This window comes from Kitasatospora sp. NPDC004531, from assembly GCF_053602195.1.
Map to the genome: position 1 here is coordinate 42,056 of NZ_JBSGDD010000047.1, position 13,266 is coordinate 55,321.

Consider the following 13,266-nt stretch of genomic DNA (forward strand, 5'->3'; position numbering starts at 1 on the left):
CCAAGCTTGTCCGCTTGTGAACGTGAACACGTTCACAAGAGCAGTATCCATGATGCTTATCGGTGCGTTCGCACGGGGGGGGTATTTGCCGACAGCCAGATGATCGGTCGGCCGCGCGGGCCGCCACAAGCCGCCGCGAGGAGCCCCGGCTGTACCGAACGGCGCTTGACACCCCTGCCGCTGACGCCGCCTCAGCGCTGGTGCGGCAGGACCACCCGGAACGCCGCGCCGTCGCCCGGCGCGGTGCGCAGGCTCAGCTCGCCGCCGTGCGCGGCCACCAGGGCCGAGGCGATCGCCAGGCCCAGGCCCGCTCCCCCGCCCTCGCCGGCCCGGCGGGTGCGGGAGGCGTCCACCCGGTAGAAGCGCTCGAACACCAGCGCGGCCTGCTCCTCCGTCATGCCGGGGCCCCGGTCGGCCACCTCCAGCAGGCAGCCGCCGTCCACCCGGCCGACGCCGATCCGTACCGCGGTGCCCGGCGGGGTGTGCTTGACCGCGTTGCCGACCAGGTTGGTCACCACCTGGCGCAGCCGGGCCTCGTCGCCGAACACCGGGGCGGGCTGCGGGGCGCCCTCGCCGTTCGGGCCGGTCAGCGCGACCGGGCGGCCCGGGTCGAGCGCGGTCAGGTCGTGCAGGGCGTCGGCGGCGAGGGTGCGCAGGTCCATCGGGGCGAGGTTCAGCGGGCGCTCCTCGTCCAGGCGGGCCAGCATCAGCAGGTCCTCGACCAGGCCGCCCATCCGGACCGCCTCCGACTCGATCCGGTCCATCGCCCGGTCCACGTCGTCCAGCGCGCCCATCCGGTGCAGTTCGGCGAAGCCCCGGATGCCCGCCAGCGGGGTGCGCAGCTCGTGCGAGGCGTCGGCGACGAAGCGGCGCATCCGGCGCTCGGAGGCGGCGCGGTCGGCGAAGGCGGTCTCGATGTCGGTGAGCATCCGGTTCAGCGCGGCCGACAGCCGGCCGACCTCGGTGCGGGCGGGCAGTTCCGGCATCCGGTGCGAGAGGTCGCCGTCGGCTATCCGCTGCGCGCCCGCCTCCAGCTGGCGCAGCGGCCGCAGCCCGGCCCGGACCGCGAGGGCGCCCAGGCCGGCCAGGCCGACCAGCAGCGCGCCGCCGATCGTGAAGAAGGTCGAGCGCAGGTGCCTGATGGTGGACTGCACGTCGTCCAGCGGCACCGCGACCTGCACGAAGCGCGGCGAGCCGAAGTCGGTGGCGACGGTGCGCTGCAGCGGGAGCACCAGGGAGCGCCACTCGCTGCCGCGCGGCACCTTGGCGGTGAACGGCTCGGCCTCCCGCCCGGCCAGGTCGGCGGCGGTCAGCACGGGCAGCTGCGGGGCGGGCTCGGAGTCGGTCAGCGGCTGGCGCAGCACCGACAGCACGGCGCCGTCGGCGGACAGGTAACGCACCACGTACTCGCTGGGCAGGGTCTGGCCGCTGCGGCGGCCGACGGTCTGCGGGCTGAACACCGACACCGGGGACTGCTGCCTGCTCGGCGCGCGGCGCGACAGCGGTTCGGCGTAGCGCTCCAGCTGCTGGTCGGCGCGTTCGACCAGCTGGCCGCGGACGACGCCGAGCACCAGCGTGTCGCTGACCACCAGGCCGGTGGTGACCAGCAGCAGCGCCAGCACCAGCAGCCGGGTCCGCAGCGAGATGCGCGCCATCTCAGCTGTTCGGCGGGCGGCGCAGCGCGTAGCCGATGCCGCGCACGGTGTGGATCAGCTTGGGGCCGTGCGCCGGGCCGGAGTCGAGCTTGCGGCGCAGGTAGGAGATGTACGACTCGACGATGGACAGGTCGCCGCCGAAGTCGTAGGCCCACACGTGGTCGAGGATCTGCGCCTTGGAGACCACCCGGCCGACGTTGGACATCAGGTAGTGCAGCAGCTTGAACTCGGTGGGGGAGAGCGAGACCGGGACGCCGCCGCGGGTGACCTCGTGGGCGGTGGGGTCGAGGGTGAGGTCGGCGACCACCAGGCGGCCGTCGTCGGCGGGGCCGCCGGCCCGGCGCAGGATCGCCCGGATGCGGGCGATCAGCTCCTCCAGGCTGAACGGCTTGGTGACGTAGTCGTCGGCGCCGACGGCCAGGCCCTGCACCTTGTCGCCGGTGCCGTCCTTGGCGGTGAGGAACAGCACCGGGACGTGCTCGGGGCTGCCCGGCCACTGGGTCTGGTCGCGCAGCCGCCGGACGACGGTGAAGCCGTCCAGGTCGGGCAGCATCACGTCGAGCACCACCAGGTCGGGGCGCTCGGCGGCGATGGCGTCCAGGGCCTCCTGGCCGGTGGCGGCGGAGGCCACCCGGAAGCCGGAGAACCGCAGGCTGGCGGAGAGCAGTTCGCGGATGTTGGGCTCGTCGTCCACGACCAGCAGGAACGGTTCACCGCCTGCCGGGGTCGTTGCGGACGGGCTCGACTGCACTGCGCCTGACACGATCTGCTCCGCCTCCCGGGCGAGGACGAAAAGGGCCGGCCCGGGCGGTTTCCGGGACGGTCGGACGAGGTCCGCCGGGTGCACCCGACCGAACATCGTCAGACAGAACCCTAGCCCGGGCAGGCTACGCCAAAGGAATGAAGATCGGCTGAGTCAGCCGGTGGGGCCCGCACCGGCTCCGCCCGGGGCGCCCGGGCCGAAGCCGCCGCGGCCGCCCGCGCCGCCCTCGGTGAGCTGGGTGGCGCTGTAGGAGCCGTCGGCGCCCTTGCTGCCCAGCACGGTGACGCTCTGGCCGGGCTGGAGGTCGCCGACCTTGCCCTCCTTGGTGGTGGTGACCCTGGTGGAGTCGCCGGTGGTGACCTTCACGGTGTTCCCGTTGGCGTCGGTCAGGTAGACGGTGGTGCCGTCCACCTGCTTGACGGTGCCGCGGGTGAAGCCGCCGCCGCCGGGCTGCTGGCCGCCCTGGCCGTTCTGCCCGGCGCCGGGGAACTGGCCGGTGCCGCGGCGGCCGCCCTGCTGGCCGTTCTGCCCGCCCGGGAGCTGGCCGCCCGAGGCGCGGGTGCCGCCGCCCGCGGGCCCGTTGTCCTTCTGGTACCAGACGCCGCCGGCGAAGGACAGCACGGCGATCAGGCCGCCGGCCAGCGCCAGGGTGGGCCAGGGGAGCTTCCGGCGGGGCGGCGCGGCCAGCTCGGCGGTGATGTCGCGGGCGTCCGGCGCGGTGGCCAGCAACTCCTGCTCGTCCGACATGAAAGGGCTCCTTCTACTCGTGCCGGAGGGCGTCGATGGGGCGCAGCGAGGCGGCCCGGTTGGCGGGGTAGCTGCCGAAGAACAGGCCGATGGCGACGGCGATGGCGAACGCGCCGAGCACCGACTCGGGGATGACCACCGGCTTGATGCCGACCACCGAGAAGTGCGAGCCGACGATCCCGGCGAGCACGCCGAGGCCGGCGCCGATCACCGACAGCAGGGTGGACTCGGCGAGGAACTGGCCGAGGATGACGGCGCGGGGCGCGCCGAGCGCCTTGCGGATGCCGATCTCCCTGGTCCGCTCAGTGACGGTGACCAGCATGATGTTGGTGATGCCGATGCCGCCGACCAGCAGCGAGATCGCGGCGACCGCGCCGAGCAGCACCGTGAAGGTCTTGGTGGTGGACTCGCGGGCGCTGAGCAGCGAGGTCTGGTTGCTGATCCGGAAGTCGACCTTGGTCGGGTCCTTGAGGGCGTGGGTGCCCATCAGGATCCGGGTGATGTCGGACTGCGCCTCGGCGGTGGTGTCGGCGGAGGACGCCTGCACCAGGATCTGGTTGACCGAGCCGAAGCCGGTGAACGCGTTCTGCACGGTCGGCAGCGGGGCGACCACCACGTCGTCGGGGTCGTTGAAGCCGGTGGAGCCCTTGGCGGTGAGCACGCCGGTGACGGTGAACGGGGTGCCGCCGATGGTGATCTTCTTGCCGATCGGGTCCTCGGCGGCGAACAGCTCCTTGGCGGTGGTCGAGCCGAGCACGGCGACCTTGCGGGAGTTGAGCACGTCGTCGGCGGAGAAGTAGTCGCCCTTCGCGATCTTCTGGTTGGCGGTCTCGAAGTACGCCGGGTAGGTGCCGACGATCTGGCCGGGCTGGTACGAGATGTTGCCGTACAGCGCGGTGCCGCTGGTGGTGACCACCGGGGCGACGGACCTGATGGCCGGAGCGTCGGTGGCCGAGGCGAGTGCCTTGGCGTCCTCCACGGTGAGCTTCTTGGCGGCGGTGGCGGAGCCGCGGGAGGCCGCGGAGGAGACGGTCAGCGAGTTGGTGCCGAGCGAGGTGATGGACTCCTTCACCGCCACCGAGGAGCCGTTGCCGACGGCGAGCAGCAGGATCACCGAGGCGACGCCGATCAGCACGCCGAGCATGGTCAGCGCGGAGCGGACCTTGTTGGCGGCCAGGCCGCCGACCGCGAAGCGGACCATCTGCCAGGCGATCACGCGACCACCTCCGCGGCCCGGGCCGGCGGCGGGCCGTCGACGGGGGCCTGCCGGACGTCGGAGACGATCGCGCCGTCGACCAGGCGGACGACCCGCTTGGCGTGCCGGGCCACCTCGTCCTCGTGGGTGATCACCACGACGGTGCGGCCGCGCGCGTTGAGGTCGTCGATGATGCCGAGCACCTCCTCGGTGGAGCGGCTGTCGAGGTTGCCGGTGGGCTCGTCGGCGAGCAGCATCGCGGGGGCGGTGACCAGGGCGCGGGCCACCGCGACGCGCTGCTGCTGGCCGCCGGAGAGCTGGTTGGGCCGGTGGCCGGCCCGGTCGGCGAGGCCGACCAGGGTGAGCGCGGCCAGCGCGCGGCGGCGGCGTTCGGCGGCCCGGACGCCCGCGTAGGCGAGCGGCAGTTCGACCTGGGCGAGGGCGGTGGTGCGCGGCACCAGGTTGAAGGACTGGAACACGAAGCCGATCCTGCGGTTGCGGACCAGGGCGAGCCGGCGCTCGTCGAGGTGGCCGACGTCGGCGCCGTCCAGCAGGTAGCGGCCGGAGGTGGGGACGTCCAGGCAGCCGAGGATGTTCATCAGGGTGGACTTGCCGGAGCCGGAGGAGCCCATCACCGCGACGTAGTCGCCCTCGGCGATGTCCAGGTCGACGCCGAGGGGCGCGCCGTCCGGGCCGAGCGGGCCGCGCAGGGCGTGCACGACGGCGTCGCCGTGGCCGTAGGACTTGGTGACCCGGCGGATCCGGATCACCGGGGGCTTGCCGCTGCTCATCCGCGCGAACCCCCGCCGCCGTTGCCCGCACCGCCGTTGCCGCCACCGCCGTTGCGGCCGGTGCCGCCGCCGAAGCCGCCGGTGCCGCCGCCGCCCAGGCCGGGGAACTGGCCGGACGGGAAGCCGTTGCCGGTGCCCGCCGTGGTGGCGGTCAGCTCGACCTTCTCGCCCTCGGTGAGGCCCTCGGTGACCTGCGCGGTGGTGTCGCCCTCGATGCCGACGGTCACCTGCACGCGCTCGGTGCTGCCGTCCTCGTGCACCACGGTGGCGGTGCGGGTGGCGCCGGTGCCCTGGAGGGCCGCGGTGGGCACCGACAGGGCGTTCTCGGCGGAGCCGGTGACCACCGAGACGGTGGCGCTCAGCCCGGTGCGCAGCGCGGCGGTGTCGCCGGTGAGCTGGAGGGTCGCGCCGTACTGCACGGCGCCGTTGGCGGTGCTGGACGGCAGCGAGCTGACCGACAGCACGGTGGCGTCGAGCTTGGTGTCGGACTGCGCGTTCAGGGTGACGGTGGCCGGCTGGCCCTTCTTCAGCTTCAGCGAGTCCAGTTCGGAGAAGTTGGCGGTGACCTCCATCCCGGACGGGTTGGTCAGCACCACGAAGCCGGTCGGGGTGGTGCTCGAACTGCCGCTCGACGTACCGGACTTGGCGGAGGTCGAGGAGCCGTTGCCGGAGCCGGCGGAGCCGGCGCCGGCGACGGTGTCGCCGACCTTGCCGGAGATCGAGGCGACGGTGCCGTCGGTGGTGGCGGTGAGGGTGGTGCCGGCCAGCGCCGTCCGGGCGTTGGCGAGCGTGGTCTGCGCGTTGTCGACCTGCTGCTGGGCCTGGGCGATCTGCGCCTGGTCGATCTTCACGGTGGTCGTGGTGGTCGGCTGCGGGGTGGCCTGGGCCGTGCCGCCGGAGCCGCCTCGGGTGCCCGAACCGCCCGTGCCCGCACCGGAGTTGGAGGATCCGGGAACGGTAGTGGTGACGCTCTCGCCGGCCTCCGCCTTGCTCAGGTTGGCCTGGGCGGTGTTCAGCGCGGACTGCGCCTGGTCGACCTGCTGCTGGGCGGTGGTGGTGTCGACGGTGGCGAGCACCTGGCCCTTCTTCACCGTGTCGCCGACCGCGACCTTCACCGCGGTCAGCCGGCCGCCGGTGGTGAAGTCCTGCCCGGCGTCGGAGGGCGAGAACAGCGTGCCCGATCCGGACACGGTGGCCTGGACGGCGCCCTTGGCGACCGTGGCGGTGCGGACCTTGGGGCCGGTGGCGGCCTTGCCGGTCCCGCTGTCCAGGGTGGTGTACGCCAGCGCGGCCCCGCCCAGCAGGGCCACGCCGAGCGCGGAGTTGACGAGGACGGCACCACGCCGTCGCGGAAGCACCTTCATGGCGCAGAAGCATCGCCCCGGGCTCTTTCGCCGCCCTGGGCGGATCCTGGGAGCCCGCTGGGCGTCGCGATCCGGACGAATCACCGCTCATCGACCACCGGCGGCCCGCCGGATCACCGGCGGACCACCAGCTCTTGACCGAACGCCCAGGGAGCTCCCAGCGAAGTCCCGTCCCCGCTTCACCCGGCGGGAGCCTCGGACGGCGGGAGCGTCGGCCGGCGGGAGCCTCGGACGGCGGGAGCGTCAGTCGGTCAGCTTCCCGGCGAAGTGGTCGAGGTAGGCCTGCATGTCGAAGTTGCCGTGCCCGGAGAGCGCGAACACGATCGCCTTCGACTCGCCGGACTCCCGGCAGGCCAGCGCCTCGTCGATCGCCACCCGCACCGCGTGGGTGGACTCGGGGGCGGGGACGATGCCCTCGGCGCGGGCGAAGGCCACCCCGGCCTCGAAGCAGGCGGTCTGCGGCACCGCGACGGCCTCCAGCAGGCCGAGTTCCTTGAGGTGGCTGACGATCGGCGACATGCCGTGGTAGCGCAGCCCGCCGGCGTGCATCGGCGGCGGGGTGAAGGCGTGGCCGAGGGTGTGCATCTTCAGCAGCGGGGTGGTGCCGGCGCTGTCGCCGAAGTCGTAGTCGTAGCGGCCCTGCGTCAGCGTGGGGCAGGACGCGGGCTCCACCGCGACCGCCCGCACCGACCGGCGGCCCGCCAACTGCTCGCCGAGGAACGGGAAGGCGAGCCCGCCGAAGTTGGAGCCGCCGCCGGCCGCGCCGATCACCACGTCCGGGTAGTCGTCGAACCGCTCGAACTGGACGAGCGCCTCCTGCCCGATCACGGTCTGGTGCAGCAGCACGTGGTTGAGCACCGAGCCGAGCGCGTACTTGGCGCTGCCGCCGGCCGCCGCCAGCGACTCGACGGCCTCGGCGATCGCCAGCCCGAGGCTGCCGGGGTTCGCCGGGTCCTCGGCGAGCACGGCCCGGCCTGCGGCGGTCAGGTCGGACGGGGAGGCGTGCACGCGCGCGCCGTAGGTCTCCATCAGAGCCCGCCGGTAGGGCTTCTGGTCGTAGGAGACCCGGACCATGAAGACCTCGCAGTCCAGCTCCATGAACGAGCAGGCGAGGCCCAGCGCGCTGCCCCACTGCCCGGCGCCGGTCTCGGTGACCAGCCGGGTCACGCCGGCCCGCTTGTTGTAGTACGCCTGCGCGAGCGCGGTGTTGAGCTTGTGCGAGCCGGTGGGGTTGCCGCCCTCGTACTTGTAGTAGATCCGGGCGGGGGTGCCGAGGGCCCGCTCCAGGCGTTCGGCGCGCACCAGCGGGGCGGGGCGCCAGCGGCGGTACAGGTCGAGGACCGGGCCGGGGATGTCGACCTCGCGGGGGCCGCCGAGCTCCTGGGCGGCGATCTCGGCCGGGAACAGCGGGGTGAGGTCCTCGACGGTGACCGGCTCCTTGGTGCCGGGGTGCAGCATCGGCGGCACCGGCTCCGGGAGGTCCGGAATGATGTTGTACCAGGTGGTGGGCGTGGGATCGGTGTGCTGGCTCATCCGGGCTCTCCCCTGCGGTGCGATCGCTGCCGCCGGGAGTCCTTCCACGCCGACGGGGCGGGCAACCGGAATGCCCGCCCCGCGTTTCCCACGATCCGTCAGAGCTCCTTGCGGAACGCCTCCGCGACGCCCAGGAACAGGTCGTTGCCCTTGACCTCGCCGATCGAGATCCGCACGCCCTCGCCGGGGAACGGGCGGACCACCACGCCCGCCTCGGCGCAGGCGGCGGCGAAGTCGAGGGTGCGCTCGCCGAGCCGCAGCCAGACGAAGTTGGCCTCGGAGGGGACCACCGTCCAGCCCTGGGCGCGCAGCGCGGCGGTCACCCGGACGCGCTCGGCGACCAGCGCCTCCACCCGCTCCAGCAGCGCCTCCTCGGCGCGCAGCGAGGCGACCGCGGCGTCCTGCGCGAGCTGGCTGACGCCGAACGGGACGGCGGTCTTGCGCAGCGCGGTGGCGACCCGCTCGTGGCCGACGGCGAAGCCGACCCGCAGGCCGGCCAGGCCGTACGCCTTGGAGAAGGTGCGCAGCACGCAGACGTTGGGGCGGTCGCGGTACAGCTCGATGCCGTCGGGGACGTCCTCGTCGCGGATGAACTCGCGGTAGGCCTCGTCGAGGACGATCAGGATGTGCGACGGCACGGCGTCCAGGAAGCGGACCAGCTCCTCGCGGTGCAGGGCGGCGCCGGTCGGGTTGTTGGGGTTGCAGACGAAGATCAGCCGGGTCCGGTCGGTGATCGCGGCGAGCATTGCGTCGAGGTCGTGGGCCTCGTCGGCGGTCAGCGGGACGGGCACGGGGGTGGCGCCGGCGACCTGGGTGATGATCGGGTAGGCCTCGAACGAGCGCCAGGCGAACATGACTTCGTCGCCCTCGCCGGCGGTGGCGAGCACCAGGGACTGGGCGACGCCGACCGAGCCGGTGCCGGTGGCGATGTGCTCGGCGGGGACGTCGAAGCGCCGGGCGAGCTCGGTGGTGAGCGCGCCGACCCCCATGTCCGGGTAGCGGTTGAAGCCGCCGGCGGCGGCGACCGCGGCCTCCAGCACGCCGGGCAGCGGCGGGTACGGGTTCTCGTTGGAGGACAGCTTGTAGGAGTCCGCTTCGGCGGGCTTCCCGGGCTTGTAGCTGGGGATGTCGTCCAGGGTCGGCCGCAGGCGGGGGCCGTGCTCGCGCTGAACCACGGGGTTCTCCGTTTCTCTTCCTCGGCGGTGGTACCGGTCGCTCCCCGGTCGGGTGCCGTGAACGATACCGACCGCTCCTCACCCGTGCGGGTGAGATGCTCGTCCGGGTTACGGGTGCAGATCAGCCATTCTGCCGGGTTCCTTTGGCACATGTCAGAGGTATCTGAGCCGGAAAATCGCAGTTCTCGAAGGGTGCGACCCTGAGTCGGTCATGGAGAAACGTATCTTCGACGGCCCGTAGCGATCCGGTCACGGAACGCTGCGACGCGCCATACGATCGGTCCGCCATGACAGCAGCAGCCAATCAGAACGGTCGCCGAGCCACCGCCTCACGGCGCCTGGAACGGGCAGGCATCCGGGACGTCGCGGCGGCCGCCGGAGTCTCCATCACCACGGTCTCGGACGCCCTCAACGGGAAGGGCCGGCTCCCGGACGAGACCCGCAGCCGGGTCCGCGAGGTAGCCGAGCGCCTCGGCTACCGGCCGTCCGCCGCCGCCCGGACCTTGCGCACCGGCCGGTCCGGCCTGATCGGCCTGACCGTCACCACGTACGGCGAAGAGCCGTTCACCTTCACCGAGTTCGCCTACTTCGCGGAGATGGCGCGGGCCGCCACCAGCGCCGCGCTGGGCCGCGGCTACGCCCTGGTGGTGCTGCCCGCGTCCTCCCGGCACGACGTGTGGAGCAACATCGCGCTGGACGGCACGGTGGTGATCGACCCGCCCGACCAGGACCCGCTGGTCACCGAGCTGTACCGGTCCGGGGTGCCGGTGGTCTCCGACGGCAAACCGGGCAACTGCCCGGTCACCGCCTGGGTGGACAACGACCACGAGGCGGCGGTGCTCGGCATCCTGGAGCACCTGAGCGAGGCCGGCGCCCGCCGGATCGGCCTGCTCACCGGCACCTCCACCGACACCTACACCCGGCTGTCCACCGAGGCGTACCTCGCCTGGTGCGACCGGGTCGGCCAGGAGCCGGTGTACGAGGCGTACCCGGCGCACGACCCGGCCGCCGGCGCGGTCGCCGCCGACCGCCTGCTGGCCCGCCCGGACCGGCCCGACGCGGTGTACGGACTGTTCGACCCGAACGGCACCGACCTGCTGGCCGCCGCCCGCCGCTACGGCCTGCGGGTGCCGGACGACCTGCTGCTGGTGTGCTGCTCGGAGTCGGACGTCTACGCCAACACCGAACCCCCCATCACCACACTGTCGCTGAAACCGCGTCGGATCGGGACCACCGTGGTCAACCTGCTGATCGACGCGATCGAAGGAGTCGACGCGGGATCAGGATCGGTGCCCGGGCGGCTCTTCCCGCCGCGCTACCGCACCGCGGGGACGGGCCCGCCGCCCGGCACCCTGATGCCCACCGAGCTGATCGTGCGGGCCTCCTCGCAGCGCCGCAGCCCGCGCACCACGGTCAGTCCGCCCCGCCCGCCGGGCGAGGTCTGAGCGCCCGCCGCCCGCGCCCGCCCGCGGTCCGGACCATCCCGGACCGGGGCAGACCGGGCGGCCGATCCGCCGCCCGACCGGTCGGCGGGGAAAACGGATACCGACCAGGTGAGGACGGCGGGAGAGTGCGCTTCCTATGATGGGCGAATGACACCCGAGGACCTCTTCCGCGAACCCGAGCACCCGCACTCGGGCATCCGCTCCCGCCAGGACCTCGACGTGCTCCCCCAAGGCTCCTGGTTCGAGCCGGCGGAACCCGCCGGCTACCAGTACGAGGACACCCACAGCACCTACGGCGGCGCCCACTACCTGGAGCAGCACTGGGCCCCCGCCGGGCAGTTCGGCGACAACGCGCCGGTGCCCGGGCACTACGCCCCCACCATGGCCGTCCCGCACGAGGACCCGCCGACCATCGAGCTCGGCCCGCCGATCGAGCCCGCGCCGGCCGTCGAGGTGCACTTCCCGTACCCGCAGCCCGAGCCCGGCGAGGGCCCCGGCCCGCTGTTCGTCATCGGCGACGTGCACGGCTACCTCGACGAACTGCTCGCCGCGCTGCACCAGCAGGGCCTGATCGACGCCGACGGCCACTGGTCGGCCGGCCGCTCCCGGGTCTGGTTCCTCGGCGACTTCACCGACCGCGGCCCGGACGGCATCGGCGTCATCGACCTGGTGATGCAGCTCGCCGCCGAGGCCGCCGCCGCCGGCGGCTACTGCCGCGCCCTGATGGGCAATCACGAACTGCTGTTCCTGGGCGCCGCCCGCTACGGCGACGAGGCCGTCCAGTCCACCGCCGGCACCGCCTCGTTCCTCGCCGCCTGGCGGCTCAACGGCGGCCAGCAGCACGACCTGGAACGCCTCCAGCCGCACCACATCAGCTGGCTGTCCCGGCTGCCCGCGATGGCCCTGGAGGACGGCCACCTGCTGCTGCACTCCGACACCACCGCGTACCTGGAGTACGGCGAGACCATCGCCGACGTCAACGACGCCGTGCACGCGCTGCTCGCCGACGAGGGCATCGACGAATGGTGGGACGCGTTCCGCAAGTTCACCAAGCGGTTCGCGTTCCGCGGCCAGGCCGGCACCATGGCCGCGCAGGAGCTGCTCGCCATGTACGGCGGCTACCGGGTGGTGCACGGCCACAGCCCGATCCCGTACCTGACCGGCGACCACCCGGAGGACGGCATCCCGCCGCACGTGCCCGGCCCGTACATCTACGCGGACGAGCTGGCCATCGCGATGGACGGCGGCGTCACCATGGACGGCCGCCTGCTGGTCGCCCGGCTGCCGCTGAACTGACCTCCGGGAGAACAACTGCTCGACGGGGCAAGGGAATCGGGCGTCCCGAAGTTCCGGAAAGAGCCTGTCGGCGTGCTCCCGCGCACCCCTACCATCGAGGCCTGCGACTTGTCGTCCACCTCGCGGAACGGGGTACCCATGAGCCACCCGCCGCGCCTGCTCGCCGAGGACCGCGCCGACTTCGCGCGGCTGCTCGACGAAGCGCTGCGCGACCCCACCGTCCGGCAGGCCCTGGCCGCGCCCGGCGAGCACCTCACCGCCGAACAGCTGCACACCAGGGCCCTCGCCGACGCCGACACCGTCGCCGCGCCCGCCGCCGCCGAGTACGCCCGCTACCTGGCGCTGCGCACCGCGCTCGCCGAACGGCCGGACGGCGAGCCGCCCGCCGGGGCCGGGCTGTTCCCGGTGCTGACGGTGCTGACCCCGGTGCTGGCCGGGTCCGCCGGGCTGGCGCTGCTGCTGCTCGGCTGGCTGCTGCGGGCCGTCGCGCCCGGGCTGGCGCTCGGCCGTTCCACCGTCACCGCCGGACTGCTCGCGCTGGCCGTCGCCGCCGCCGCCCTGCTGATCGGCGGCGCCGGACTCGTCCTCACCGCGCTCCGCGCCACCTCCCCCGCCCCCGGCGCCGACCCCCGGCAGGACGCCGAGCTGGCCGAGGCCCGGGCCGCCTGGCACAGCGCGCTGCGCGAACGCGCCCTGCTGCCCTGGCTGCACGCCAACCACACCCCGACGCCCGGCGTCCCGCACGCCCGCACCGGCCGACCGGACCTGCACAGCCCCGGCTTCGGCCGCGCCGGGTACGCGAGCCCCGGGTTCACCAGCCCCGGGCCGGAGGGGCTGACGGACGATCAGGGCCGCCCGCGGCTCGGCGGATTCACCTCCCCGGGCCACCACAGCCCGGACTTCACCAGCCCCGGACCGGAGGGGTTGACCGACGACCGCGGCCGCAAGCGCACCGACGGCCCCCGCTTCACCAGCCCCGGGCCCGAGGCGCACGCCGACTGGACCGCACCGGACTTCACCAGCCCGGGGCCCGAGGGGCTGACCGACCGGGACGGCCGCCCGCGCCCGGCAGGGTTCACCGGGCCGGGCCACAGCAGCCCCGACTTCACCGGGCCGGGGCCGGAGGGGTTGACCGACGACCGCGGCCGCAAGCGCACCGACGGCCCCGGCTTCACCGGCCCCGGGCCGGGGAGCCACCCCGACTGGACCGCACCCGACTTCACCAGCCCGGGGCCCGAGGGGCTGACCGACCGGGACGGCCGCCCGCGCCGGGACGACGACTGACGGCAGGCGCGATCGCCC

General features: G+C 73.8%; 11 protein-coding genes. 3 read left to right on the forward strand and 8 right to left on the reverse strand.

Going from position 1 to position 13,266, the window contains the following annotated elements; all coding sequences use genetic code 11:
* Positions 1–191: 191 nt before the first annotated feature.
* From ACWEMJ_RS19865 to hisC, 8 genes are all read right to left on the reverse strand, one after another.
* Positions 192–1,655 carry a sensor histidine kinase gene (locus ACWEMJ_RS19865; protein WP_452138374.1) on the reverse strand — a complete coding sequence of 488 codons (1,464 nt, stop codon included), beginning with the start codon at positions 1,653–1,655 and terminating at the stop codon, positions 192–194.
* Position 1,656: 1 nt separating this feature from the next.
* On the reverse strand, positions 1,657–2,349 hold the full coding sequence (locus ACWEMJ_RS19870; protein ID WP_452138375.1) for a response regulator transcription factor: 693 nt from the start codon (positions 2,347–2,349) through the stop codon (positions 1,657–1,659).
* A 222-nt stretch (positions 2,350–2,571) separates the two neighbouring features.
* Positions 2,572–3,165, reverse strand: a complete 594-nt coding sequence (locus ACWEMJ_RS19875; RefSeq protein WP_452138376.1) for a hypothetical protein — start codon at positions 3,163–3,165, stop codon at positions 2,572–2,574.
* A 13-nt stretch (positions 3,166–3,178) separates the two neighbouring features.
* Positions 3,179–4,381, reverse strand: coding sequence for an ABC transporter permease (locus ACWEMJ_RS19880; RefSeq protein WP_452138377.1), 1,203 nt, complete (start codon positions 4,379–4,381; stop codon positions 3,179–3,181).
* Complete coding sequence (locus tag ACWEMJ_RS19885) at positions 4,378–5,151, reverse strand: ABC transporter ATP-binding protein (protein ID WP_452138378.1); 774 nt, start codon at positions 5,149–5,151, stop codon at positions 4,378–4,380. Before ACWEMJ_RS19885 ends, ACWEMJ_RS19880 begins: the two co-directional genes overlap by 4 nt.
* Positions 5,148–6,515: an efflux RND transporter periplasmic adaptor subunit gene (locus ACWEMJ_RS19890; RefSeq protein WP_452138379.1), complete on the reverse strand. Its 1,368-nt coding sequence runs from the start codon at positions 6,513–6,515 to the stop codon at positions 5,148–5,150. The genes ACWEMJ_RS19885 and ACWEMJ_RS19890 overlap by 4 nt, the downstream gene beginning before the upstream one ends.
* 243 nt (positions 6,516–6,758) lie before the next feature.
* Positions 6,759–8,048, reverse strand: a complete 1,290-nt coding sequence (locus ACWEMJ_RS19895) for a TrpB-like pyridoxal phosphate-dependent enzyme (protein ID WP_452138380.1) — start codon at positions 8,046–8,048, stop codon at positions 6,759–6,761.
* A gap of 98 nt (positions 8,049–8,146) precedes the next feature.
* Positions 8,147–9,223: a histidinol-phosphate transaminase gene (hisC, locus tag ACWEMJ_RS19900; RefSeq protein WP_452138381.1), complete on the reverse strand. Its 1,077-nt coding sequence runs from the start codon at positions 9,221–9,223 to the stop codon at positions 8,147–8,149.
* A 287-nt stretch (positions 9,224–9,510) separates the two neighbouring features.
* Between hisC and ACWEMJ_RS19905 the strand changes: the two genes are divergently transcribed.
* The 3 genes from ACWEMJ_RS19905 to ACWEMJ_RS19915 all read left to right on the forward strand — a co-directional run bounded on the left by ACWEMJ_RS19905 (position 9,511) and on the right by ACWEMJ_RS19915 (position 13,248).
* The gene (locus ACWEMJ_RS19905) at positions 9,511–10,668 is read left to right on the forward strand and encodes a LacI family DNA-binding transcriptional regulator (protein ID WP_073818037.1); all 1,158 of its coding nucleotides are present in this window, start codon (positions 9,511–9,513) and stop codon (positions 10,666–10,668) included.
* A 147-nt stretch (positions 10,669–10,815) separates the two neighbouring features.
* Positions 10,816–11,964: a metallophosphoesterase gene (locus ACWEMJ_RS19910; RefSeq protein WP_452138382.1), complete on the forward strand. Its 1,149-nt coding sequence runs from the start codon at positions 10,816–10,818 to the stop codon at positions 11,962–11,964.
* Positions 11,965–12,102: 138 nt separating this feature from the next.
* A complete protein-coding gene (locus ACWEMJ_RS19915) occupies positions 12,103–13,248 on the forward strand; it encodes a hypothetical protein (RefSeq protein WP_452138383.1) in 1,146 nt (381 codons plus the stop codon).
* Positions 13,249–13,266 lie beyond the last annotated feature (18 nt).